This is a genomic window from Aminicella lysinilytica (assembly GCF_004362975.1).
GTDB lineage: Bacteria > Bacillota > Clostridia > Peptostreptococcales > Anaerovoracaceae > Aminicella > Aminicella lysinilytica.
Genome location: NZ_SNXO01000014.1, coordinates 1 through 23,202, shown reverse-complemented (window position 1 = coordinate 23,202; position 23,202 = coordinate 1). Strand labels below are relative to the sequence as shown.

The 23,202-nt window shown below is 44.9% G+C and carries 24 protein-coding genes; 5 read left to right on the top strand and 19 right to left on the bottom strand.

Annotated features, from left to right (window positions below; all coding sequences use genetic code 11):
• Positions 1-267: 267 nt before the first annotated feature.
• The 7 genes from EV211_RS04975 to EV211_RS04945 all read right to left on the bottom strand — a co-directional run bounded on the left by EV211_RS04975 (position 268) and on the right by EV211_RS04945 (position 9,133).
• Positions 268-1,818 (bottom strand): Na+/H+ antiporter NhaC family protein, encoded by a 1,551-nt coding sequence (locus tag EV211_RS04975; RefSeq protein WP_133528321.1) that lies wholly within the window; start codon positions 1,816-1,818, stop codon positions 268-270.
• Between the two features lie 59 nt (positions 1,819-1,877).
• On the bottom strand, positions 1,878-2,750 hold the full coding sequence (locus EV211_RS04970) for a serine hydrolase (protein WP_133528320.1): 873 nt from the start codon (positions 2,748-2,750) through the stop codon (positions 1,878-1,880).
• Between the two features lie 25 nt (positions 2,751-2,775).
• Complete coding sequence (locus EV211_RS04965) at positions 2,776-3,540, bottom strand: serine hydrolase (RefSeq protein WP_133528319.1); 765 nt, start codon at positions 3,538-3,540, stop codon at positions 2,776-2,778.
• Between the two features lie 26 nt (positions 3,541-3,566).
• On the bottom strand, positions 3,567-4,922 hold the full coding sequence (locus EV211_RS04960; RefSeq protein WP_133528318.1) for an amidohydrolase family protein: 1,356 nt from the start codon (positions 4,920-4,922) through the stop codon (positions 3,567-3,569).
• A gap of 25 nt (positions 4,923-4,947) precedes the next feature.
• A complete protein-coding gene (locus EV211_RS04955; protein WP_133528317.1) occupies positions 4,948-6,336 on the bottom strand; it encodes an APC family permease in 1,389 nt (462 codons plus the stop codon).
• Positions 6,337-6,549: 213 nt separating this feature from the next.
• Positions 6,550-7,377 carry a serine hydrolase gene (locus EV211_RS04950; protein WP_133528316.1) on the bottom strand — a complete coding sequence of 276 codons (828 nt, stop codon included), beginning with the start codon at positions 7,375-7,377 and terminating at the stop codon, positions 6,550-6,552.
• A complete protein-coding gene (locus EV211_RS04945; protein ID WP_133528315.1) occupies positions 7,346-9,133 on the bottom strand; it encodes a sigma-54 interaction domain-containing protein in 1,788 nt (595 codons plus the stop codon). Before EV211_RS04945 ends, EV211_RS04950 begins: the two co-directional genes overlap by 32 nt.
• 141 nt (positions 9,134-9,274) lie before the next feature.
• Between EV211_RS04945 and EV211_RS04940 the strand changes: the two genes are divergently transcribed.
• Positions 9,275-10,141, top strand: a complete 867-nt coding sequence (locus EV211_RS04940; protein WP_133528314.1) for a hypothetical protein — start codon at positions 9,275-9,277, stop codon at positions 10,139-10,141.
• A gap of 1 nt (position 10,142) precedes the next feature.
• Here the strand turns inward: EV211_RS04940 and EV211_RS04935 are convergent, their stop codons facing one another.
• The 10 genes from EV211_RS04935 to EV211_RS04895 form a co-directional block, all read right to left on the bottom strand.
• Complete coding sequence (locus EV211_RS04935) at positions 10,143-10,628, bottom strand: hypothetical protein (protein WP_133528313.1); 486 nt, start codon at positions 10,626-10,628, stop codon at positions 10,143-10,145.
• Positions 10,625-11,113: a hypothetical protein gene (locus tag EV211_RS04930; protein ID WP_133528312.1), complete on the bottom strand. Its 489-nt coding sequence runs from the start codon at positions 11,111-11,113 to the stop codon at positions 10,625-10,627. Before EV211_RS04930 ends, EV211_RS04935 begins: the two co-directional genes overlap by 4 nt.
• Before the next feature lie 347 nt (positions 11,114-11,460).
• Positions 11,461-11,622 (bottom strand): hypothetical protein, encoded by a 162-nt coding sequence (locus tag EV211_RS10680; RefSeq protein WP_166635375.1) that lies wholly within the window; start codon positions 11,620-11,622, stop codon positions 11,461-11,463.
• A 65-nt stretch (positions 11,623-11,687) separates the two neighbouring features.
• On the bottom strand, positions 11,688-12,584 hold the full coding sequence (locus EV211_RS04925; RefSeq protein ID WP_133528311.1) for a hypothetical protein: 897 nt from the start codon (positions 12,582-12,584) through the stop codon (positions 11,688-11,690).
• Between the two features lie 38 nt (positions 12,585-12,622).
• A complete protein-coding gene (locus EV211_RS04920; RefSeq protein WP_133528310.1) occupies positions 12,623-13,045 on the bottom strand; it encodes a hypothetical protein in 423 nt (140 codons plus the stop codon).
• Between the two features lie 111 nt (positions 13,046-13,156).
• The gene (locus tag EV211_RS04915; RefSeq protein WP_133528309.1) at positions 13,157-13,585 is read right to left on the bottom strand and encodes a hypothetical protein; all 429 of its coding nucleotides are present in this window, start codon (positions 13,583-13,585) and stop codon (positions 13,157-13,159) included.
• A 111-nt stretch (positions 13,586-13,696) separates the two neighbouring features.
• On the bottom strand, positions 13,697-14,536 hold the full coding sequence (locus EV211_RS04910) for a hypothetical protein (protein WP_133528308.1): 840 nt from the start codon (positions 14,534-14,536) through the stop codon (positions 13,697-13,699).
• 209 nt (positions 14,537-14,745) lie between these two features.
• Positions 14,746-15,384 carry a DUF4367 domain-containing protein gene (locus EV211_RS04905; protein WP_133528307.1) on the bottom strand — a complete coding sequence of 213 codons (639 nt, stop codon included), beginning with the start codon at positions 15,382-15,384 and terminating at the stop codon, positions 14,746-14,748.
• Positions 15,385-15,386: 2 nt separating this feature from the next.
• On the bottom strand, positions 15,387-15,926 hold the full coding sequence (locus tag EV211_RS04900) for an RNA polymerase sigma factor (protein WP_133528306.1): 540 nt from the start codon (positions 15,924-15,926) through the stop codon (positions 15,387-15,389).
• Positions 15,927-15,928: 2 nt separating this feature from the next.
• The gene (locus EV211_RS04895) at positions 15,929-17,182 is read right to left on the bottom strand and encodes an ATP-binding protein (protein WP_133528305.1); all 1,254 of its coding nucleotides are present in this window, start codon (positions 17,180-17,182) and stop codon (positions 15,929-15,931) included.
• Between the two features lie 326 nt (positions 17,183-17,508).
• Here EV211_RS04895 and EV211_RS04890 point away from each other — a divergent pair, with 326 nt between their 5' ends.
• The 4 genes from EV211_RS04890 to EV211_RS04875 all read left to right on the top strand — a co-directional run bounded on the left by EV211_RS04890 (position 17,509) and on the right by EV211_RS04875 (position 21,121).
• Positions 17,509-19,455, top strand: coding sequence for an oxidoreductase (locus EV211_RS04890; protein WP_166635374.1), 1,947 nt, complete (start codon positions 17,509-17,511; stop codon positions 19,453-19,455).
• A gap of 119 nt (positions 19,456-19,574) precedes the next feature.
• Positions 19,575-19,847, top strand: coding sequence for a type II toxin-antitoxin system RelB/DinJ family antitoxin (locus tag EV211_RS04885; RefSeq protein WP_133528303.1), 273 nt, complete (start codon positions 19,575-19,577; stop codon positions 19,845-19,847).
• Positions 19,844-20,125, top strand: coding sequence for a type II toxin-antitoxin system YafQ family toxin (locus EV211_RS04880; RefSeq protein WP_133528302.1), 282 nt, complete (start codon positions 19,844-19,846; stop codon positions 20,123-20,125). Before EV211_RS04885 ends, EV211_RS04880 begins: the two co-directional genes overlap by 4 nt.
• Before the next feature lie 105 nt (positions 20,126-20,230).
• Positions 20,231-21,121, top strand: a complete 891-nt coding sequence (locus EV211_RS04875; protein ID WP_133528301.1) for a Fic family protein — start codon at positions 20,231-20,233, stop codon at positions 21,119-21,121.
• Positions 21,122-21,230: 109 nt separating this feature from the next.
• Here EV211_RS04875 and EV211_RS04870 read toward each other — a convergent pair whose 3' ends face one another.
• Both EV211_RS04870 and EV211_RS04865 read right to left on the bottom strand, forming a co-directional pair.
• Positions 21,231-21,803 (bottom strand): GNAT family N-acetyltransferase, encoded by a 573-nt coding sequence (locus EV211_RS04870; protein WP_133528300.1) that lies wholly within the window; start codon positions 21,801-21,803, stop codon positions 21,231-21,233.
• A 25-nt stretch (positions 21,804-21,828) separates the two neighbouring features.
• Positions 21,829-23,202, bottom strand: a 1,374-nt coding sequence (locus EV211_RS04865; protein WP_330564562.1) for an ATP-binding protein, incomplete at its 5' end; no start/stop codon positions are given.

Below are 23,202 nucleotides of genomic sequence, written 5' to 3'. Positions count from 1 at the left end.
AAACTCTCCAGCTATTCGATCATGAACAGGAATGGCTCCACGCACGTTTGTCCCAGATAATCAGATAAGAGGTGCGCGCCCCTGGCGCCGGGTCGATATGCGGCTGCTGAATAAGAAGTCATCGCCGCCCTGACCAATCTGCAAGCCAAACCAAAGAAGCCGCCTCCGCCATGCTTTTGACCGCATGGCGAAGACAGCCTCTTTTCTATGTATTGTGTTTATTATGAATCCGCTATTTTATAGGGGCGGGCTCTGCGCCCGTCGAGTTCAGGCTCTCTGGGCCTGCTGCTCTTTTCTTCCCAGGAACTTATTCAGCAGGAAGATCAGAACGAAGAGTGCGATGAATGCTGAAGCAAGTACTGCTACTACATTCTCGTGTGTTAATGCTGAAACGAAATATCCTACGCAGCATGATGCAGCAGCCGTCAATGCGTACGGTATCTGTGTCGATACGTGATCCAGATGCGGACAGCTTGCGCCTGTTGAAGACATTACCGTCGTATCTGAAATCGGTGAACAGTGGTCGCCGAATACTGAACCGCCAAGGCAGGCAGCCAGGGCTACTGTCAGCAGGTTAGGATCCGAAGTAACTGACGGATCGATCAGCGTAACTACTATTGGTATAAGGATTCCGAATGTGCCCCATGCAGTTCCTGTGGCGAAGGCCAGTATGCAGGAAGTGACGAATATCAGCAGCGGCAGGAAAGCGATCGGGAAGTTGCTTACTTCGACCAGATGGCCGACGAACTGTCCCGTGCTCAGAAGCTGTCTGCAGACTCCGCCAAGAGTCCAGGCAAGAGCCAGGATCATGTTAGGCATGACCATGTTTTTGCCGCCCAGAACGACGCCGTCAAAGAAATCTTTGAAGGAAATCAGCTTGCGCGGAACGAACATGATGAAAGAGATTATCAGGCCTGCGCAACTGCCCAGTACCAGTGACAGGGAACTGTTGCAGTTACCGAAAGCAGCGCTGATAGTATGAGTTTTACCTGTGAACAGACCGCCTGTATAAAGCATGGCAAGGACTGTGAAAATTACCAGGCAGAGTATTGGAACTACCAGATCCGCAACAGTGCCGTGCTCGGAAACATCTACACCCATATCCACATCGATATCAGTGGCGTGGAGATTGCCCAGTTCAGCCTCGTCCTCCAGCTTCTTCATTGGACCGTAGCTTACCTTCGTCAGCGCAAGTACAATGACCATGGTTATGGTCAGCAACGCGTACAGATTGAAAGGAATAGTCGCTATGAATTCCGACATGCCGCTCTTGGAACCGCCGGCCGAACCTATGCTCGATGCGACAGCAGCTACCCAGCTGGAAACCGGCGCTATGATGCAGACCGGCGAAGCTGTAGAATCTATAAAATACGCCAGCTTAGCTCTGGAAATATTGAATCTGTCAGTTACAGGCTTCATTATAGTACCTACTGCCAGACAGTTGAAATAATCATCGATGAATATTAAAATTCCTAAAATAACAGTGGACAACTGAGCCATGGCCCGCGATTTGATATGCTTGGCCGCCCAGGCGCCATAAGCCTGCGCGCCTCCGGCGATAGTGACCTCCACGACGACGGCACCAAGCAATGTCAGGAAAATGATATTGGTGATATTGTCTGCAAGACAAGTTCCCATCAGATTGAATGTTGTGGTGAAAATACCGACAAAACCTGTGCCTACTTTGAATGAATAAATTACAGCGCCGGATAAGATGCCGACGAATAATGAGGATATTACTTCCTTAGTCCAGATAGCCATGGCTATGGCTATTACCGGTGGAAGTAAAGATAACCAACCTACAGTTATACTATCCATAAACAATTGCCTCCTTAGCAACAACAAGGACCGTCCCTTCAGCGGGACGATCCTCGTATTTAAACATTATAATAATTATAAACCTCTAGTGCTGCATCCTGGCACAGACGATCTGCTGCTGCCACATCTACGCCATTGGACGCGAAACAGAAAATAAACGGATTCTTTGCAAACACTATACCGACATCATTGGCGATACCGCAGTCTTCTCCCGTCTTATGAGCTATAGGTATCTCACGAAGGAAGAACGGTATCTTATACGTCGTCTGCTGGTTCTGCATCATGCTGCTCATCTTCTCGCTGGCCTCGGCCGAAACCAGAGTGCCATCGTAAAGCTGCCGGAAAAACCAGCCTGTTTCCGAAAGTGATATTGAATTTTCCTGTCCCATTCCGCTGGGGTCCGAGTCGAAGAGCCGGCGGCAAAGCCTGCTCTTGCTCATACCCATCTTATTGAGGAAGTTGTTGACAACATCCAGCCCAACCAGATCGATCATCATGTTGGTCGCCGTGTTATCACTTATGAGTATCATTAACCTGATCGTGTCTTCTACGGTGAGTTCCAGACCGGGATGCATGGCATTCAGCACTCCGCTCTCCGGGAACATATCCTCCGTCAGCTGACCTCGCGCCTGATCCCGGGCGTAATCCTCATCCCCCACAAAAGGCACTTTGTCGATGTCTTTCAGGGTAAGGATCTCGTCAGGGCTCAGTTTGCCTTTTGCCATAAGGTCATAGGCCGCCGCCATTATCCATATCTTGATGACGCTGGCAGACTCGAACACATCCTCCTCCGCCGGCCGGTCCCCGAGACGCTTGCCGTCGACCACATCCATGGTCTTTCCCGTAGCCAGCTCCTGGCAGTAAATGCCCACATGGCCCGCAAGACTCCCCGTCCTGTCCCTGAGATATTCTTCTAATTCCTCTTCACTCATTTTTACACCGCCTCACGATCATCAACTATTTATTGTATTCCTTAAACACCTCATAGGACACGTGCCTTATGAGATCCTCGAATTCCGGTACGTCTGTATCTGTCCCGGCGAAGCATATTACAAAAGGTTCCCTGGCGTATACGATGCCCACGTCGTTGGTGACTCCGTCATCCTCGCCGGTCTTGTGGGCAATCGGCACTTCGTCGTTTATTATGCCGCCGATCTTATGATTTATCTGCTGCAGGAGCAGGGTATCCTCTATGTCCTTGGAAACCTTTTTCGACACAAAAGTACCTCTGTAGACTTTTTCCAGCAGCATGGCCATCTCCGATGGAACGATACAGTTCTCCAGGCCGGCGTGGCTCTTGTCGGGATCGAAGAGTATGCGGTTGAGTTCCGTGTCCTTCAGCCCGATCTTCAGAAATTCATTGCTGAGTTCCAATATGCCGTATTTCTTTATGAGTAAGTTTGTAGCCGTATTATCGCTTATGGAAATCATCAGATTACATAAAGTCCGTACGTCTACTACCGGTTCGTCTGTAAAGAGAGTCAGAGCACCGCAGATAGGTTCCTTATCCTCATTTCTCACCTGGACCTTATCTGACATGGAAGCTTTGCCTTCGCTGTCCCACTTGGATATAGACATGAACACCGGCAATTTAATAACGCTGGCAGCCAGATACTGTTCGTCCGACTTGTATTCCATGACCTGCCCCGTGACGAGATTCTTACAGTAGAATCCCACGCGGCCCTTTTGTTCCTTTAGCCTTTTAACGATGTCTTCTTTCATTATTACCTCCGTATCCACCAGATCTGTCAGCGTCTCACGGCCCTGCCAAGTCTTTTGTTCACGACTATGCCGTCTTCAAGGGCACGCTGGCCGCCAATGAGCACCTGCTCGATGCCTGTCGGCGGAATCTGGCCGTTTTCATATGTAGCTTTGTCCTCGGTCTTATCCAGATCGAAAACCACCACATCGGCGTCGCTGCCCGTGATAAAGTTGCCTTTGTTGCTCAGGTGAAGTCTGTCGGCGGCCATTGTGGTCATCTTCCTGACTCCATCCAGCAGAGTGACTTTGCCCGGTCTTATATAGTCCGATATGAACCTCGGGAATGTTCCCGATGCCCGCGGATGGCCGAGGCCGTCAGTCCTGACTCCGTCACTGCCTATCATGACCAGCGGCGAAACCAGAGCCCGTTCTATGTCATCTTCCTTCATGAAGTAACCTATGGTACTTGTGTCAGGGGCGTTCCGACGCAGGTCTTCATATATGGCCTCCGTACATCTCTGCCCCTCGTATTTGCCGTTGACTATGAGGATGTCCCCGTAGTCAGCCTTATATCTGTCCAGGAACCCCGGATCGTAGGTTGTCGCACCTATTTCCGTACTGAAGGCCGTGTAAGGATAGCAGTCGCACATCATGTCCACGCCCTGCATCCTGTATTCCTCCACGTTCTGAAGGAGGGTCTCCATCTGCCCGTAGGCGCCCATGCTCCCTATGTGGGAAAACTGGACTCGGACTCCTGCTTCACGACCAAGCTCTGCCAGTTCGTCGGCTGCCTGGAACACTCCGTCCACGTCCTGCCTCACATGAGAGGCTACGATTTTCTGATCGCCGGCGCATAACCTGGCCAGCGAATACATTTCATTCCACGTAGTCCCCGGTACATATTTTACTCCGAAGGAAACGCCGATACAACCTGCATCCAGATATTTCCTGCATTCCTCGGTCATGGCCCTGATATCCGCTTCGCCGATAGGTCTATACTTGTCCTTACGGCCATTGCGATTTCTCAGGTATGTATGACCCGCCAGCATCGCGACATTTACAGGAACGCCGTCGCGGTCGGCCATATCCAGGAATCTGTCCGGGTCGCAGACATTGTCGCCGCAGTTGCCGGCCACATCCGTAGTCACGCCCATTTTCAGAGCCGAGACCGACATGCTCTCTTTGATTTTGTTGCCGCCCGGCTCCAGCTCGTCTTCATGCATGTGCATGTCTATAAAGCCCGGGCAGACGATCTTCCCTGAAGCATCGATGACCTCGTCAGCCTCCGGCGCCTCGTCGGTTACTGCCCGTATCCTGTTATTCTCTATGAGCAAATTGCTTATTCTGTCTATTCCCTGCTTGGGATCGACTATGCGTCCCCCTTGAATCAATGTTCTTTTCAATCTATTTTCCTCCCAGGTCTATCGGCTACTCGATATTTTCTCCGTTGAATTCCTTGCCGCCGTTCTTCTTCTTGAAGTAGAAGTAGAATACCAGGCCTACCAGAGGAATGGCGAATCCGATAAATGCTGACCTTGGGTCGCTGACGAATTCATTGACCAGAAGAACAGCAAAGAGTATTACTGTTACCACTACTGTCGGAATGCCGCCCCAGACCTTATACGGTCTTTCCATTTCAGGCCATTTGACTCTGTATATTATTACTGCGGCCATGCACAATACATTCAGCAATGCCGAAAGAGTGATCAGCATATCCGTCAGATCCTGCAAACTGTTGAAAACTACCAATATGATAGCAACTGTTGAGGAAGCGATCGTAGCTGGTACAGGTACTCCTGTCCTCTTGCTTATCTTAGTAAATGATTTAGGGAAGTATCCTTCCTCCGCCATAGCATAGTATGTTCTCGGGAATACGAGAACATCGCCATTAGTAGTTCCTAGTATTCCTATAGTCATACCCGCAAGGACGATTATATATCCGAAGCGTCCCATAAGTTTCTCTGCTACGGCATTCCCTACGTAAATGTCTCCGCTTCCGACCATTGCCTTGATTTCTTCAGCCGGCATTACTCTGTAAAGAGCAAACTGGAACAAAACGTAAACTGCCGTAATGAATAACAAGGATATGATAATTGCCAAAGGTAAATTTTTCCTCGGGTTTTTAATTTCCTCGCCTACGGTGTTCAAATTCTCCCAGCCTTCATAAGCCCACAGTGAAGCAAATGTTGCAAAGGCTATCATAGATATCATTCCGCTGAAGCCGCCGCCTGCAGCAGAAGTCCCCGCAGGTGACAGGCTCAAGTCTACTGATTGGTCTCCCATGAATACGCCTACAAATATAATCAGTATTAGAGGAATTACCCTCAATACCATGGAAATATTTTGTAATATTACTCCATATTTGGCGCCGATCAAATTGATAGCTGTGAAAAATACTATAATTGCTATGGCCCAGATTTTAACCTCGACCTCGCTAAGGCCAAATGTTCCCTTTAAGCCGGTTACCGCCGCCATTGCCAGCGATGCTATGGATCCTGAGCATGTCAGAATAAAGCAGGAAAAGGCATTAACAAAACCCAGAGCAGGGTGATATGCCTCGCTTAGGTAGACCGTCATGCCACCTGCCACAGGTCTTTCTGCTCCAAGCTCCGCAAAGCACAGCCCACCAAGTATGGAAACTACTCCTCCAACGATCCAACATACCAGAGCCCAGCCAAAGCTGAAACCTGTACGTTCCAGTACATAACTGCCAAGATAATAAACTCCTGAACCAATGGTCATCCCAGCAACCAGGCTGATACCACCAAACAGGCCTATTACTCGTTTAAATTGGCCGTTGTCATTGTTTTCACTCATAAAAACCTCCTTAAATTATTGTAGAGAATAATCGTTCAACATTCTATTCATTAAATAGAACACCCATAATGCCTTATTACATTGCATTATTTATGCCAGAACTTATACTCCCCCTCAGGCGGCAAAAAACAGCCGATCCGAAATTATGGACCGGCTGTTCAAATAGTTTTCCGTTCGTGTTTCCGAACATCTGGGTCTTTTTTTAAACCTTTTTTACTGTTTCCTATGGTTTTCATAACACATAGTAGTAATGTCACGCATCACCGCCTCTGCATCTCTAACATCGGCGTTTTTAACTCCCATTGCCAATATGAATGGCTCCTCACTGTATATTATACCGGCATCCAGCACGACCCCTTCATCAAGGCCTGTCTGATGAGCCACGGAAATATCATCGGGAATAGGGTAGGGAATTATATTAGTCCTCTGGTGCTCCTTCAGCAGATCCAGCATGCGCCTGCTGAAGTCTTCGGAAATCACCTGGCCGTTATACATTTTCTCATATAAAGCAGTCAGTTCGCTTACAGAGACATAGTTGTCCACTATATCATCTTCCTTCTCTCTGTCCGCCTTTCCGAACAGCATGAACCTGTTTATCCTGCTCTTGTTCATTCCAATGTCATAAAGAGTACCATTGACCCTGTCTATTCCTGCCTTGTCCAGCAAAATATTAAAGGCAGTGTTGTCGCTGATCACCATCATCATAGTACATACATCTCTGACTGTAAGCTTGAGACTCGGATCCAGATATCTTGCTATACCATAAGATATTATTGGATTCACCTCATTTTCCGCATGTTCATCCCTGTAATACCTTTCATCAGCCAGCTTGATTTTCTCGTCTTCAGTGATTTTCCCCTCATTCAATTGATTAAATATCTCTATAAGCAGTAAAAGCTTGGCTAGTCCCGCAGCAGGATAAACGTCGCAGTTTCCTGCATAGCATTTTTTTCCAGACTTCAAATCTACGTAGCCTATACCTATATCACCAGGGAAATGTTCTATTCTGTTATTTATCATTTCCAGAAGCATCGTTTTCATCAACCTCCCATTTATCCAAATCGTATTTCTTTATTTTCTCGAAGAGACTGGTTTTGCTCACCTTCAAGATCTCAGCTGTTTTCCTCCTGTCGCCTCCGGTGCGCTTTAAGGTTTCGGCAATTATATTCTTCTCGAAGAGACTGCACCGCTCCTTAAGAGAGCCGCCCGCGGCATCAGGATTTCCTGCCTTTGGCAATATCACATCATCCGGCCTGATAATCTTACCATCACATAACAATGCCGCCTTCTTCAAAGTATTGTCCAGTTCCCTGATGTTCCCCGGCCAATCATACTCTTTCATTTTGTTCAAAGCCTGTTCACTGACCAGTAACGGTTCTATACCGAAGTCGCTGCAAATGTCAGGCAGCAAATCCGAAATAATATAGTGTAGCGAGTCCATTCTCTCCCGCAGAGGAGGCAACTCTATAGGGAAAACATTGATCCTGTAAAACAGGTCTTCCCTGAAGCAATGCTCATCTATTTCCTTTTTCAAGTCTTTATTGGTAGCGGTAATAAGTCTCACATCCACACTTACTTTTTCTGTTCCTCCTACTCGATAGTAGCATTTACTCTGCAAGGCCTCCAGAAGCTTGCCCTGAAGTGAATAGGGTATCTCTCCGATCTCATCCAGGAACAATGTGCCTCCGTCGGCTGCTTCGAAGTATCCCTTCTTACCGCCTTTGTTGGCTCCCGTAAATGATCCGGCCTCGTATCCGAAAAGCTCACTCTCAATAAGGTTGTAGGAAATGGCCGCACAGTTGACATGAACAAATGGTTTATCCCTACGCAAACTATTATTGTGTATGCCTCTAGCCAAAAAAGTCTTGCCGGTGCCGCTCTCGCCGCCAAGAAAAATGGCTGCATTGGTCCTGCAGGATTTCTGCACCAGATACTTCACCCGCTGGACCTTTTCATCATTGCCGCTGAAATCGATGTCCAAGGAATATGGGCTGATGTCAGAGTTCCTATGCTCTGCCGAGTCTATTCTAAGATACTCATTACTGTCCTTTTCTATTTGGGACAAAAGGGCCGCTTTAGATAGGATCTGATATGTTATCACTCTGTCTGGCCCTTGCTGTGTCTCCGCCTTGGTCACGGAAAGATATTCATTCCGCAGTTTTATTACAGCCGGACCAGCTGCGTTTTCCTTTAATAGTGATAGGAAATCCTCACAGAATATTTTATCCACATGCATACCCACATTATTGAGTATGCTTTTTTTATAAAAGCCCCTGTACTCTTTGCCCGACAGCAGTTCCTCTATAGATTCCCTGCTTTCGCCTTGGCCGCTGCTGTAGAAATACTTGATGCCTCGCTGATTACAGATCATGCACTGGTCAGGGCACACATCAAGCGATAGCTCAACGGCCTGTTGATTGACGACCATCCGCAAAGCGTTCTTCCTGATCTCCGCCTTTATATGCTGATTGCAATAAACTGTCTCGCATATCTGTTTTGGCAATTCCTGTCCGGAAAAATATATAGGCGATATAGCGCTTTGGCAAACTGCGCACGCGAAAAGCCAGCCCTCTTCAGGCAGCTCCTCAATGCGAAGCTTCTTCAAAAGGCCGGTCACTTTCTTAGTCAGTGTAGTCACATCCCTGAAAAACAAAAAGACCATGTCGTTTTCTTTAAGTTTGCTTGCAGGGAAGGCAAAAGGATCTCTGCTTTTCACGTCCACAAAGTCCAGCAGTTTTTCTCCGATGAACTGCAATCTACCGTCTGAAGTTTGTACGAATTTATTACTTTGCTCCAAATCAACACGTTCCTTTATATATAATTATTGTTAAACATATAACGGATATAGCATAACACGATTACCCCCAATAATCAACCAGCCATACCTGTTGTCTTATCCATAGGTTAGTAGTAGAATGTCTCTTGGAGGTATGCGAATATGTTTGATAAGAATGATCCTGGATTTTTCGGATTTGGATTTGATATTGACAATGATGGGAAGCTGGACACGGGCGAACGTGCTGACGATCTGGCCCAATTTATGGATACTTATGGGAAGAGCAGTACTGAAAGCGATTTTGATGATTTCGATGAAGACTCGGACGATGGCGCTGATGACGGCAGTGAAAGCCACGGAGTCTACATGCACTTTCAAAAAGATCCGCAAGAGCAAGAGACGGATACTGCAACCCAACCGACAGATCCGGCGATACAGCCTGCGGCCGCCGGAGTGAAAAAGCCGGCAAAGCACATAAACAAGCTGGCTTTTGTGCCTGTAATTATAATACTTCTTCTGGTGATATGGTTCATTTCGCCATTAAGCCCCCTGGCGCCGACAGGCCTGGGGGACTACGACCATTCTGCCGATCTGAAAACCTATGAATTTGACGGACTGAGTTTCCAGCTAAACAAGGCATGGACAGAAGACGCCGTCACAGACGACAATGAAGACGACAGTTCGTACCAATACGATGAATGTAATTTCTCTCTTTATGATGGGGATACTGATGTGGCCAGTTATACTGTCCGCGTGTCCTATGAGAGTACTACGGCCAATGACATAAAATACGCTGATAACCAGATGACGCCGAGCGACGAGACGGTCAGGGGCACCAAGGGGATATATTACAGTGAAAGCAAGGATAGAGAAAACGGCGTCACTTATGTAGTGTTTACTAAGGTCTTTTATTTCGCGGACTATAACGTTGAGGCTTATATTGTAACTACCAGGCAGCAATTCGATCGTAATGCCGCCAGGGAAATAGTTGACCATGTGGATGCGGCCTCTGCCGCAAATCTGCAATAGTTTATGTGACCTTGCGATCGTAGGATGCGATGATTCCGCGGTTGCTTCCGGCGGTGTAGATCTTCCACCGGCCCTTTTCCTTATGTAGTTTCATATACATGGATGCCCTGCCGATTTCTTTGTTCCTGAAATCCACGTAGAACATAACCTCGCCGGGGTTCATGCGCTTGTCCTGCACCTGCCTGACTTTGAAAAGAATCGTATCGCCTTTTCGCGACTTATCGGGGTTTGCCTCGGGTTCTCCAAGAGAGCTGACCAATCCGTTCCAGAGACTATGCCTGCCGGCCTCATCGTTGACATTGCAATAGTAAAAGTACAGCCTCACAGTTTCCTGAGCGGAAAGCGACGACGGAGCTTCGATCTGTGTCTGGGACAGACCCATATGATAATTGCTGTACATTACGATGGCAAGGATCGGCACCAGCGATAAGAGTATCACGGTTTTTATCACTGACGGGACCTCACGCCTTAAATTATTCTTCTTCATTTCCATACCTGCTGATTATCAATTTCAAAGTCAAACTTGGATCTGATACTGTCGACGCCATATTGATACAGCGTAGCAGCGAGTGCAAGGCAAATAATCATGATTATATCTATGGTTGTCTGCTGGGTGCCTTCGGCGCTGTGTGGCATGAATATCACGAGGATAAATGAAACGAGATTTAACGCAGAGCCAAGAGCCACCCCTGTGATTTCTCTTTTTATCTTTTGCCAAGGCTGTACTATTTTAATAATGTGCCTGATATACAGCAGGCCTATGACACAAAATATGCCTACGACTGCCAGGACGATGATGATCATGCATAGTCCCTTATTATCGGAAACGCTCCATTTCATGTCTGCAATAACATCGATTATCACGAAAATCGCGACAATAAATTCCAGTAAAAGCGCAATGCGTAATATCTGTTCTGTACGAAAATCCTTTGCTGAAACTTGTATTATCTCTTTTTCTCTGTTCTTTCTCATAATTAATCTCCTCCGTGTTTGATTCTGCTATTTGATTTGAAACTCAGCCCCGCAATTTTCGCATTTATATTCTTCGCAGCTTTCTTGTATATTCTTATCCATGAAAGCAGTAAGGCCAAATGCTATCACTTTCCACATACTTGCAGTTTTTTCATGGTGCGTTGAAATCAACTCGATCTCTGTTGATCCACATTTTGGGCAAAATATTTTATCATCGTACTTTCCTTTGATTCATGGGGAATAAAGCAACTTCAGGACATCATGGTCGATCGTTTTATTACAAATAATCGCTGAAGCATAAATTTTAAAGCACCTCAGCCCTCCCATGTATAATCGCGCATCAATGGTTACTTGTCTTTTAGTCTGTCACATATCAACCCGATACCAAAGGCTATCGGTACCAGTGCTGCGATAATACTCAATGCCACGTTTCCGTTAGTGCATGAATATACTCCGATCCCAAGTACAACAGTCAGGGCTGGCAGTGCCCAAGTAAATGTATGATTCATTGTCTCACCTCCAAATAAATAAAATTCCGCTTATTATAGGTATATTATGCCTATATTGGCTAAATTTATAAAGTAAGTCGTTGATAAGCTTCTGGTCCATATGACATGGATGTAGAAAAGGAAATCCCGCCAGTACCGTCAAAGCTAACACTAGGTGTCATTGCAATAGTACAATGACCATATAATGTACTAATACCGACCGATTTTATCTTTTTTGTTGCCTTGTAAGAAACATTGATTGAACCGTCATAAGCAAATATTGTCGTTGGACGAGGATGCGTTGTATCTGTGAAAGTAGTCTCGGTAGAAAAATCAGCATATGCACCTATTCCAGAATTTTTGGTATGCACACTAAGAGATTTAGTCTTTTTTGCGCTACCTGACGGCGACATTCTATAATTAACAGTTCCACTTGATGCAGTTACTAAAAAATCAGATACGCTTGTTGTTGTGGCTAAAGAATCAATAAAAGTACACACTGGCCTAGAGGACCATTTCCATGCTGCCTTGATTTTAAGTACAGTATTGCCAGATGAGTAACTATATGTAACTTTATTTATCGTATATGTTACTTTCCCGTACACTTCCTTAGCTGCTAATTGTGCATCACTTTCATTTCGTATGACATATATCTGCCTTTCAGTTAGCCCTCTACTTCCAAGCTCTTCATCTGTACACTTTTTTGCTTCATTTAGTACTTCAACATCATTAATCTCTCTCAGCTCATTAACTTCAGAATTTGTATATCCTATATCTTTCAATTCTCGATCTGTCTTACCCTGTAAGTACACAATCATATCGCGCTCGGATACTGTGACCTCGTTAGCCTCTGAAGTAAATAACGGTGCTATATATTTGTCAGTATCTCCTATGTACGATACCAAACTATCATCTGCGTAAACCATTGTAGACATTCCGAAGCATAAACAGACTGATATTGTAAACACTAAAATTTTTTTCATATCATTTCCTCCCTTGTAAAACATAAATCAACATTGCTCTAATACTTCACGCTACTACTTGTACCGCTGATTGAATCCTTAAGTTTCCCTGACTTATACGTTTTAATCGAATATTTGATATGGTATGTACTGTGTGCACTGAGTTTAAATACATGGCAAAAGCTTACCCTAGTGCTGATAGCAGTAATCGTCTTATTGTAAGAATCTTTGACATCTCCGCCTTTGTTCACTAATTGTTCCGCAACCACTATTTTGCTTATTTGAGCCACAGAAGGCTCTACTTTGACAGTGCATATTGCATTACTATTTGAAAGTGATAACGAAACATTGTAAGAATCTACAGTTACTACAGGCTCTATAACAACCTCGTCTACAGGGGTAGTCAAATCTGCAGCAAAACAGTTACAACTTAGCAACACGATTGACACCATTGTAATTAACACTTTAAATATTTTTTTCATTTTAATCCTCCATAAAAACCTTAATTATCATTCTTTCTTATATTGCTTAAAGTGATAGTTATATATTGCATAGTAATCATCACACTAACATTTATACAACCACCGGTTATACTAATACTTAAAGCGAACATTATCTATTATGTATTTCCAGAAAGCACCGTTCGCAACGCCGTATGCCACATAGGATACACCTGTAGCAATCAGAGCTGCATCTGATGTCAGATTCTTGGATAATATCAAAGAAAGTGCTCCAATGATAAATGATACTAATATTACGATATATGTAGCGATCTGCCTCTTCCTATGTGGCGTATCCTTACGCTTGATAACATTTATCAGATTCAACGCTATCAACAGCAGCATTATAACCGTAAACACGATCGATGTAGCGATATTGACTCCCAGTATTGAATCCATTTTCGCCTCTGAACCAGATGCTATCCCTACGAACAAAGCAACTATCGGAACCAGTATGTTTGCTATATACGCTACAAACATTGCGTACCTCAGATGCTTGTCATATTTCTCATAGTTCTCCATGATATTTCCCCTTTCTAATTATCTTTGTTTACGAGCAATTATCTATCAGCGCAAACGGCAAACCCAAAAACCAATTAGCCGTTTGCGCCATTACAGAACTTTTCCCCGGGTCTAAATTACAACGAAATGTTCGTAAGTATTCTGTGGTGCGTATGCGCCTTTATTATTTTTCAACGAATAAACCTTAGTGCGATACTGATAGTCCATGGAGCCTGCTATAAATGTTTTATAATAGCAAGAAATAGCCGTTGATGAAGGATGCGCAGCCTTTATGACATCATATATGTTCTTTGCTGTGCTAGCTGCACGAGCAACATGCCCCAAAAGGCTGTATGGCATAGCCATTGTTGTTAAAACACCCCATAATGCCCCTGCTGTCAGTTTGTCTAAGGCTTTACCCAAAGCAATATTCTGCGAACCAGATGCTAGGAGGGTCTTATAATCACTCGCACTATGTCCACTCATAGGAGATAGTGACTTAGAACTCCTGTATCCAGCTCTACTCAAGACTATTGGATTGCCTGCTATATTCTCTGACACTGTCTCAACCTGAACTTTATAGCCATCAAGAACAAATGATCCGTCTGACAGATATTCACAATGATCAACTTTACTGCCTTCACGTACAGTATATGAAATGGAATCACTTGTATTTTGTTCCATGGTTATCACATCCTGTGTTGTGCCAAAATCAATAGTAAACTCATTGCTTTTTGAGGTAACATTAATTTCGCTGACCATATCCTCAGCTATGCCAACCTGCTGTAGGCTATTCAAATCCGACTCCACAGATCGTAATGAGCTCGAATTTAAATTTTCTCCAGCAAGCGTTTCAATCTTTTCCGCAGATATAACCGAGTCACTCGCGAATATAGTCACTGGCATTGTTGCAATGATCATCGCCACTGCTACTGCAATCGTTAAAATTTTTTTATTAATCTTGCTATTCATGTCGTTTTCCTTTCTTAATAAGAAATAGTAATAAAATCAGCCGTCAATACTGCCTAGTATTTTACAGCTTTACAAATCGTAAATGTCGCTATGTCATTTTCATCACTCCCACAAAATGCTTTTTGTTCTACCTTCTATACTATTAAAGGCAAGCTGGAAGCGTTTTGTGACATTTGGGGCGAAAATAATTATGTTTTTATTTCAGTACATTATTCTTTCTGCAGGCCTTTGATTATTGCTATCATTTCGTTCTTGCTTATTCTACTGTGTATTTCAACGAATGTACCGTTTATCTGCATATACGCGGAAATCGTGTATGTATCGGTGCGCATATACAAACTGACTTCTATTCCGTTGATCACACGTTTCTCTATCACACAATTCTCGGTGTTGATACCGAATTTAGTATACCTGCTTTTATCTTCATCAATATTGATATATGCTTTATCTCCAGCCTGATAGGTCCATGTCGCCGCCGTATCTCCAACAAAAATGTTCTTCATTTTCTCTGTCAGCTTGTACCCCTTCGGTACGTAGGTCGGCTCGTAGAAGTATTTGCCGTTTTCCGCGCCGCGGTTTTCCAGCTCCGCATAGCCTGCCTTTTGCGCAAAATTAAAATTGAACACCTGCAGCTTCAGGGCGCTGGCTACTCCCAGGGCCATGGTGAACGCCAGGATCAGAATAAGGGCCACTACCGCGACACGCCGCAAACGCAGGCGACGATTGTGAAAGGCCAGGGCGCGGCTTTTCTCCGGCGCGAAGGAGTCGACGAAATTGACCCTTGCCGCGAAGAGCGCCTTGCCGTACCTTCTTATTAACTTGTCCGTCTGCCTTTTGTTATAGCTCATGCCTAGACCCTTTCATTATCTTCCTTGATGATCTTGCGAAGTTTCTTCCTGGCGCGCTCCATGCGTTTGCGGAGTATGGCTTCATCAGTGTCCATCATCCTGGCGATTTCCCGGAAGCTGTAGCCGCCGCCGTAACGGTAACAGATCATATCCTTGTCGGCCTCGCTGAGCTGATTTAACGCTATGGATACGCCGGCGCTGAATCCGTACTCATCGCAGAAACTATTCACATCTACATCCCCTTCTATATTATTAAAGGTCTCTGGATCGGAAAATGTGACATTATTTTTAAAGTTTTTTTCTGCCATGTGCAGAGCCTCGTTCTTGGTGACGGTGTAAATATAGTTTTTCGCCCGGGCGGAATCGAGATCCTCCAGCTTGTGCTGGTTTTTGTCAATGATAAGCAGGGACTCCTGAACGGCGTCCTCTGCCAGCTGGTGGTCCTTTAAAACGGAGTATGACACATACTGCATCATTTTCCGGTACTTCTTTTCAATTGTCTCGATGACGGTCTGTATGACCTGAAGTAAAATTGTTAACATTGTTACATATCCAAACTGTTATTCAGTAATAGAAAATCATATATACTCATAATTGTTATTCCGTCCTCATCATGTCTGACATTTATAATATCTTTCACTATAATAATCTTTTTAAAAGAATCTTTCACATTTACCAGCGATGCCTTTTCCTGTCTCATTTTCTCTATATCCGGAATACTATAGGCGGACTGAACATAATACTTCTTACTTCCCTGTGTCGCAATAAAATCTATCTCAAGTTGCTTCTTGGTAGTAACTCCGCTTGACATCCTCTCTCTTTTATTTACAACCCCAATATCTACCTGAAATCCTCGCACTTTAAACTCATTATAGATAATATTCTCCATGAGATGCGTCTCCTCAACTTGTCTGAAACCCAGCCTTGCATTGCGAAGCCCTACATCTTCAAAGTAATACTTGACCGGCGTTCCTATATATTTCCTGCCTTTAACGTCATACCTTTGGGCTTCATTAACAAGAAAAGCATCTTTTAAATACTCTATATACTGTCGTATCGTATTAAGACTAATGTCTGACTGGATCACACTTTTAAAAGTCGCTTTGATTTTAGATGGATTTGATAGTGCCCCTATGTTTGACGCAATTATGTTTATCAAGTCATTCAATTCCTGTATTTTTTCAATGTGATTTCTCTCAACTATATCTTTGATATATGTTTCATCAAACAGCGTACTCAGGTATTGACTCTTTTGCTCATCTGTTTTCATTGTTGCAGCCAGAGGAAGCCCTCCATAAGTCACATATTCTGCCCATCCCTTATATTGGTCTCCCTCATATACCTCCATAAATTCTTTAAATGATAGCGGATAAATATGTACCTCATCCCCTCGACCTCTAAATTCTGTAATAACATCCTTGGTTAAGAATTTAGAATTACTGCCTGTTACATAGACATCTGCATTTTGAATATGCAAAAGTGAATTCAGCACCTCTTCAAATTCTTTCAGCATCTGTACTTCATCTAACAAAATATAGTATTGTTCATCATCGTTCATCCGTGAATCAATGTATTCTAAAATCGCGTCCGGATTCCTGAGCTCTCTATTTTTCCTTTGATCAAGTTCTATCGAGATTATATGATTTTCCGGGGTTCCGATTTCTAATAGATAGCCCTTAAATATCTTAAACACCAAGTATGACTTTCCGCATCTGCGGATGCCCGTTATAACTTTGATCATATTATTATGCATCCGTATTTTTAACGCGTCTAAATATCTATCCCTTGCAATCAACATTCTCTTTCCTCCTTATAATAGAATCTAAGGGTAATTTTACCCTCCTTTTTCAATATTATACAGCTTTTCAATCAAAGTGTAAATCTTTAAATGAAAAGCAAGGGTAAAATTCCCCTCGCTTTTCATCTCAGTACACACATCCTGCACCCTTATCGCAACTTTTTCAAGGGAGTTTTTGATTATATGCGCAACTTTTTCAAGGGAGTTTCGCTTATGCTATCCATAAACAAATTGGCATTGACAGCCCCATTGTACTGGTATTGGAATGGTGGTACGATGATTGCATTAACAAATGAAACATATGTATTTAAGAAATGAGGCTTTATATGAACAGACAATTTTCTCATGTGCTGTCTCCAATCAGGGTAAACGGGGTTTTTTATAAAAACCGTCTGATCGTGGCACCCATAACGCCACATTCGTCTGACTGCGGACAACAGTATCCTAACGAAGATGCTATCTCTTACTTCGAATCGCGCGCCAAGACCGGCGCCGCTCTCGTATACTGCGGCGGGGCTAAGGCTGCAGACCTTTTCGACGACCACCAGCACTGCAACTGGGACACCTTCGCATTTAACCATAAGAACAAAATGACTATGCTTGCCGAGAGGATCCATGCCCACGGGGCTAGGGCCGGCATGGAAGTCCTGGGCGTTTTCCCTTTGAGCTGGAGAGGCCCGCTAACCTGCTCCAACGGCAACCGCATTATGGAATCTCCCCATTTCGGTCAGGAAATCACCAAGGAAGAAATGACGAAATTCAAGAATCTTACTGCTGAAATGTGTCACGACCTTCAGGCCTGCGGCTTCGATTCTCTGCTATTTCACTTCGGTCACAGCATTCCTGTAGCCCAGTTCTTCTCACCTCTTACTAATCATCGTACCGACGAGTATGGCGGATCTCTGGAAAACCGCTGCCGTTATCCTATCGAGATACTTGATGCATGTCGCGAGGCAACGGGCGGGCGCATGACTATGGAGGTCCGCATGTCCGCAAACGAGTTCGCCAAAGGTGGCATAGACGACGCCATGGGACTTGACATAGCCTGCATGCTACAGGATTACTGCGATATAATACAGGCGTCCTGCGGAATGCTCACGGAAAAATATATGACCTACACCCACCCGTGTCAGCACATGGGAAACCATCCTAATCTGCATTTTGCTGAAGCGTGGAAAAAGTCCGGCAGAATCAAAATTCCTGTGACTGCAGTTGGCGGGTTCGAATCGCTCCAGGCGGCCGAGGATGCCGTAGCCCAGGGCAAGTGTGATTTTGTTGCCCTCACCAGACAGCTTATCGCCGATCCTGACACATTCAAGAAAGCCGTCGACGGCCGTGCCGATGATGTGGTTCCCTGCATCAAATGCATGCGTTGCCATGATTCAGACGTTTATGGACATTTGTTCCGCTGCTCCGTCAATCCTCAGGTCGGATATGAGGCCTGCGTGGAAAGGATGTTCCCGGATCATGCAACAAAGGTGAAAAGAGTAGCTGTCGTAGGCGGCGGCCCGGGCGGAATGGAAGCGGCACTGACGGCAAAGGCACGAGGCCACAAAGTCACACTTTTCGAGAAGTCGGACAGTCTGGGCGGCGCGCTGAAATTTTCTGCGCAGGTGCCATTCAAGTATGCCCTATGCGGGTACAAAGATTTTCTGATCTATCAGTGCAATAAGCAGAAGATCGACGTGAAGCTGAACACCATAGCAACTCCGGAGATCATCAACGGGAAATTCGATGCTCTGATAGTAGCAGTAGGAGCAGAACCGCTGATGCTACCGCTACCCGGATTCAATGCTGACAATGGCGTAGTCGCTACATGGGCCTACGAGCACGCTGACTCTCTGGGCGAAACCATAATCGTCATCGGCGGCGGGCAGGTCGGATGCGAGACGGCGCTCTATCTGTGCGACAAAGGTAAGAATGTTTCTATTTTAGAGATGCAGAATTCTCTGTGTCCAGACGCATCCAAGACATGCGGCGATGAAATACGCATCCTGCTCCAGGAGAACGACAACTTCAGCGAGATACTCGGAGCAAAGTGTAAGAGCATCGACAAACATTCCGTAACTTATGATGACAAAAATGGTGAAGAGCAGACTGTTACCTGTGACACGGTGGTATTCGCCGCAGGCATGAGGTCCAAGACGGATCTTGCGGATTCCTTCATCACCGGCACCGACATACCGGAATGCATAGAGATCGGCGACTGTGTAAGAGCAAGGACAGTAGAGGAGGCAGTAGCTGAAGGATATAACGCAGCCATGAGTCTGTAGCAGTATGCTACAGACTGCCGCTCATGCACCTCTGTTTTGCATAAATTGCCATAATATTATTGTATTTCATTGTAATATGAATTATTTGTGGTATAATTGCAGAAAAGGAGGTCAATGTTATGAATAAGAAAATCAATATGACTCTCAGAGTCGATCCCGATATAAAAGCCCAGGCTTCAGCGCTTTTTTCCGATTTAGGTTGCGATCTTGGCACTGCTATGAATATGTTTATGGTTCAGGCAATCAAGCAGAACGGCTTTCCCTTTGAAATCAAAGAGGAGCCGAATGCCCTGACTATGGCCGCTATAAGAGAAGCCCTGCATATGGATCAGGACTCTGATGTGAAGAAATTCGATAATGTAGATGACTTATTTGACGAGCTCGAATCATGAAATACATAATTGAACGAACATCGCAGTTCAAAAAAGATTTCAAGCAAGTCAAATCAAGAGGTTGCGATTTAAACGAACTGAAGGCGGTTATCAGAATCCTTGCTAACGGTGATGACCTCCCAAAAAGTAATAAGGATCACGCACTTAATACTTCCAAAAATTATAAGGGCATGCGAGAATGTCATATCAGGCCTGATTGGCTATTGGTCTATAGCATAAACAAAACTACCTTGATCTTGAGGCTTATCAGAACCGGAAGCCATTCTGATATTTTTTAGTGTTTCATTGCCACTATCGGCAAATACTCAGCATTTATTCGATGATTGTTTTGATTCCTTGCCGATAATATGCTATAATAGTATAAAATCAAGGAGGGCCACATTATGAACTATCTGTCTGTTATGGATACGGCGAAAAAGTGGAAATTGTCAGACCGTACTGTGCGTAATTACTGCGCGCAAAGCAGGATACCCGGCGCATTCCTCACGGGCAAAACATGGAATATCCCTGATGACGCAGAACGGCCTGAGCGCAGCAATAAGCGTTCTGACACGCCCGAAACCCTGCTGGAGATCCTGCAGGCAGAGCAGGCAGCAAATATCTCAGGCGGCATTTATCACAAACTTCAAATCGAGCTGACCTACAATTCCAATCATATCGAAGGAAGCCGCCTGACTCACGATCAGACACGCTATATCTTTGAGACAAACACGATCGGCGCGTCTGACGGATCAATAAATGTCAACGATATAGTCGAGACTGCGAACCACTTCAAGAGCATAGATATGATCATCACCCATGCAAGATATGCGTTGACAGAAAAATTTATAAAGGATCTGCACAGGACCCTGAAGAACGGCACCACCGATTCAAGGCTTAACTGGTTTGCCGTGGGCGACTACAAGCGTATGCCAAACGAGGTAGGCGGTAAAGAAACGACCCTGCCTGAAAAAGTTTCAAACGAAATGAGGGACCTGCTTACTGACTACAACGCAGTAAAAGAACGGTCACTGGAAGATATCATTGATTTTCATGTCCGCTTCGAGGGCATCCACCCATTCCAGGACGGCAATGGCCGCGTCGGTCGGCTCATTATGTTCAAGGAATGCCTGCGCAACTGCATCGTGCCTTTCATAATCGATGACGACATGAAAATGTATTATTATAACGGGCTCAATCAGTGGGGTACTGAAAAAGGATTCCTCACAGATACCTGCCTTGCGGCCCAGGACAAATTCAAGGAGTATCTGGACTATTTCCGGATCGGATACTGATATGAAAGGATTGAGACTCAGCGATGGACAAAAAAATGCAGCCAACAATATTTTGCTGACTGCATTGGTTGAACACCTGCAAACTAAGTAAGTCACCAATCCCTATATGCTATAACTCATAATGTTTTCTCAATTCATCTAGAGATTCAACTGCATCTTTAGTTTTGCCCTGTGAAATCTCCTTTTCAGAGATTTCAATATCACGGTGCATATCCAAGTATTTCACATAAAATTTCATATCCGTCGGTGTATAGCCGACAGCCATGTAAAACTTCATCGCGTCGGGGTTGGTGAATTCAGACTGGAACTGCAACCTTTTGCACCCGCGTTCTTTAGCAAATTCTTCGATCATAACCATGGCCTGCCTGCCGCAACCCTTGCCGCGGCACTCCTCCCGGAGATAAAGGTCGTCGATTATCAGCGCCAGCCCGTGTGTCCAAACGCTGAAAACGGTCATGAGATTGGCAAAACCTACAGGCTTCCCATCCTCTTCAAATATCAATATACTGATCATGTCCTCCGCTTTCAATGCTTTACTGAAAGTCTCGGCAAATTGCTCATCGCTGACTTGATCTGTACTGTTCCAAAGATCCTCATCCTTGATTTCACCAGCCATGAATTCCCGATTGAACTCGATCCAAGTTGCGCAATCATCAGCTAATGCCATACGTTCTGTAAACATTTCCTACCTCCGCTTCATTCGCTCATCAAGCCTTCAACGCTGTGATCGGAACCACCAAAACGCCATCCTCACGGCAATAAGCCGCATTGGACATACCGCATAAAACACAGAGCACTGCAGGCTTACCACCTTTATTATCTCCTGCGATTTCATCTCGGATGCTGATAAGATTCTCAGCCGCGGCATCAATCTGATTTGCTCCCAACTTGATTTCGAAAGCGCACCATTTTCCGTTGGGTAATTCTATAACAGCATCGGCCTCGCGGCCAGCGTAATCCTGATAATGATAGAGAGTGGCGCCAAAGGATTCTGCATATATTTTTAAATCACGCTCACATAGCGACTCGAACAAAAAACCAAGCGTCTCAAGGTCATCCAGCAGTCCTTCCGGCGTAGCCTTAAGCAACGCGCAGGCAAGCGACGGATCTGCGAAATGCCGCTTTTCCGCCTGTTTGATAAGCGCGGATGAGCGAATTTTTCCGGCGAAAGGCGGCTGATTATCTGTGATAAATAGTCGTTTGAATATATTAAGATACGCAGCTACTGTATCCCGGTCAACGTCTTCGTCATCTACAGCCTTGATATCACTACGCAGTGTTTTATTCGTTACGGTCGTGCTCTCATTTCTCGCCAGCGAACGCAGCAACAAACGCATTTTAGATGTATCTCTTTTCACTCCATCCATTCGATACACGTCATCATCTAAAACGGCATCCAAATATTCTTTAGGCAACAGTGCAGCCTGCTTCACAGGAAGCCCCAAATTAGCCGGCCAGCCACCTCGTATAATAAGATCAATCAATTCTTTGATATCGATTTCGCCAGTCATTACCGGCGTCAGTTCACCTTCGCAAAGAGCCTTTAATGACACTTTTCCTGAAGAATCTCCGGACTCATACAATGACATTGGACGCATACGTAACTTAGCTATACGCCCGGCACCGCTGTGAAGGATTCCCTTATGGTTCGGCGTTGCGGAACCTGTCAGGATAAATTGCCCTTTTGCAGTCCGCTGATCGACCTGATAACGAACGGCATCCCAAAGTTGAGGGACTTCCTGCCATTCGTCTATCAATCGTGGAGTTTCTCCCTCCAGAACAAGTGACGGCTGAAGTTCTGCGAGTTTTCTGTTCTGAAAATTTCCGGACGGATCCCCGAACATTATCTCACTCTTGCTATGATAAGCTGATGACCAGGTCTTGCCGCACCATTTCGGTCCCTCGATGCAAACTGCGCCAAACGTAGAAAGGTACTCTTCAATCTGGCTATCAATCACACGGGGACGATACTTACTGTTTTTCATAAGGGTCGATTGCAAAACTAACTTCCAGTTTGCAAAAGAAAATTCCAGTAGAAAATAATTTGCAAGATTAATTTCTGTTTTATCAGAGCAAAACAG

Bases quoted from the DNA above. Each gene is read 5' to 3' on its own strand.
- EV211_RS04880 (WP_133528302.1), top strand. From the start codon at position 19,844: ATGAAATACATAATTGAACGAACATCGCAGTTCAAAAAAGATTTCAAG.
- EV211_RS10680 (WP_166635375.1), bottom strand. From the start codon at position 11,622: ATGAATCATACATTTACTTGGGCACTGCCAGCCCTGACTGTTGTACTT.
- EV211_RS04940 (WP_133528314.1), top strand. From the start codon at position 9,275: ATGTTTGATAAGAATGATCCTGGATTTTTCGGATTTGGATTTGATATT.
- EV211_RS04925 (WP_133528311.1), bottom strand. From the start codon at position 12,584: ATGAAAAAAATTTTAGTGTTTACAATATCAGTCTGTTTATGCTTCGGA.
- EV211_RS04955 (WP_133528317.1), bottom strand. From the start codon at position 6,336: ATGAGTGAAAACAATGACAACGGCCAATTTAAACGAGTAATAGGCCTG.
- EV211_RS04970 (WP_133528320.1), bottom strand. From the start codon at position 2,750: ATGAGTGAAGAGGAATTAGAAGAATATCTCAGGGACAGGACGGGGAGT.
- EV211_RS04875 (WP_133528301.1), top strand. From the start codon at position 20,231: ATGAACTATCTGTCTGTTATGGATACGGCGAAAAAGTGGAAATTGTCA.
- EV211_RS04950 (WP_133528316.1), bottom strand. From the start codon at position 7,377: ATGAAAACGATGCTTCTGGAAATGATAAATAACAGAATAGAACATTTC.
- EV211_RS04905 (WP_133528307.1), bottom strand. From the start codon at position 15,384: ATGAGCTATAACAAAAGGCAGACGGACAAGTTAATAAGAAGGTACGGC.
- EV211_RS04900 (WP_133528306.1), bottom strand. From the start codon at position 15,926: ATGTTAACAATTTTACTTCAGGTCATACAGACCGTCATCGAGACAATT.
- EV211_RS04920 (WP_133528310.1), bottom strand. From the start codon at position 13,045: ATGAAAAAAATATTTAAAGTGTTAATTACAATGGTGTCAATCGTGTTG.
- EV211_RS04910 (WP_133528308.1), bottom strand. From the start codon at position 14,536: ATGAATAGCAAGATTAATAAAAAAATTTTAACGATTGCAGTAGCAGTG.
- EV211_RS04870 (WP_133528300.1), bottom strand. From the start codon at position 21,803: ATGTTTACAGAACGTATGGCATTAGCTGATGATTGCGCAACTTGGATC.
- EV211_RS04975 (WP_133528321.1), bottom strand. From the start codon at position 1,818: ATGGATAGTATAACTGTAGGTTGGTTATCTTTACTTCCACCGGTAATA.
- EV211_RS04930 (WP_133528312.1), bottom strand. From the start codon at position 11,113: ATGAGAAAGAACAGAGAAAAAGAGATAATACAAGTTTCAGCAAAGGAT.
- EV211_RS04885 (WP_133528303.1), top strand. From the start codon at position 19,575: ATGAATAAGAAAATCAATATGACTCTCAGAGTCGATCCCGATATAAAA.
- EV211_RS04895 (WP_133528305.1), bottom strand. From the start codon at position 17,182: ATGTTGATTGCAAGGGATAGATATTTAGACGCGTTAAAAATACGGATG.
- EV211_RS04915 (WP_133528309.1), bottom strand. From the start codon at position 13,585: ATGGAGAACTATGAGAAATATGACAAGCATCTGAGGTACGCAATGTTT.
- EV211_RS04935 (WP_133528313.1), bottom strand. From the start codon at position 10,628: ATGAAGAAGAATAATTTAAGGCGTGAGGTCCCGTCAGTGATAAAAACC.
- EV211_RS04965 (WP_133528319.1), bottom strand. From the start codon at position 3,540: ATGAAAGAAGACATCGTTAAAAGGCTAAAGGAACAAAAGGGCCGCGTG.
- EV211_RS04890 (WP_166635374.1), top strand. From the start codon at position 17,509: ATGAACAGACAATTTTCTCATGTGCTGTCTCCAATCAGGGTAAACGGG.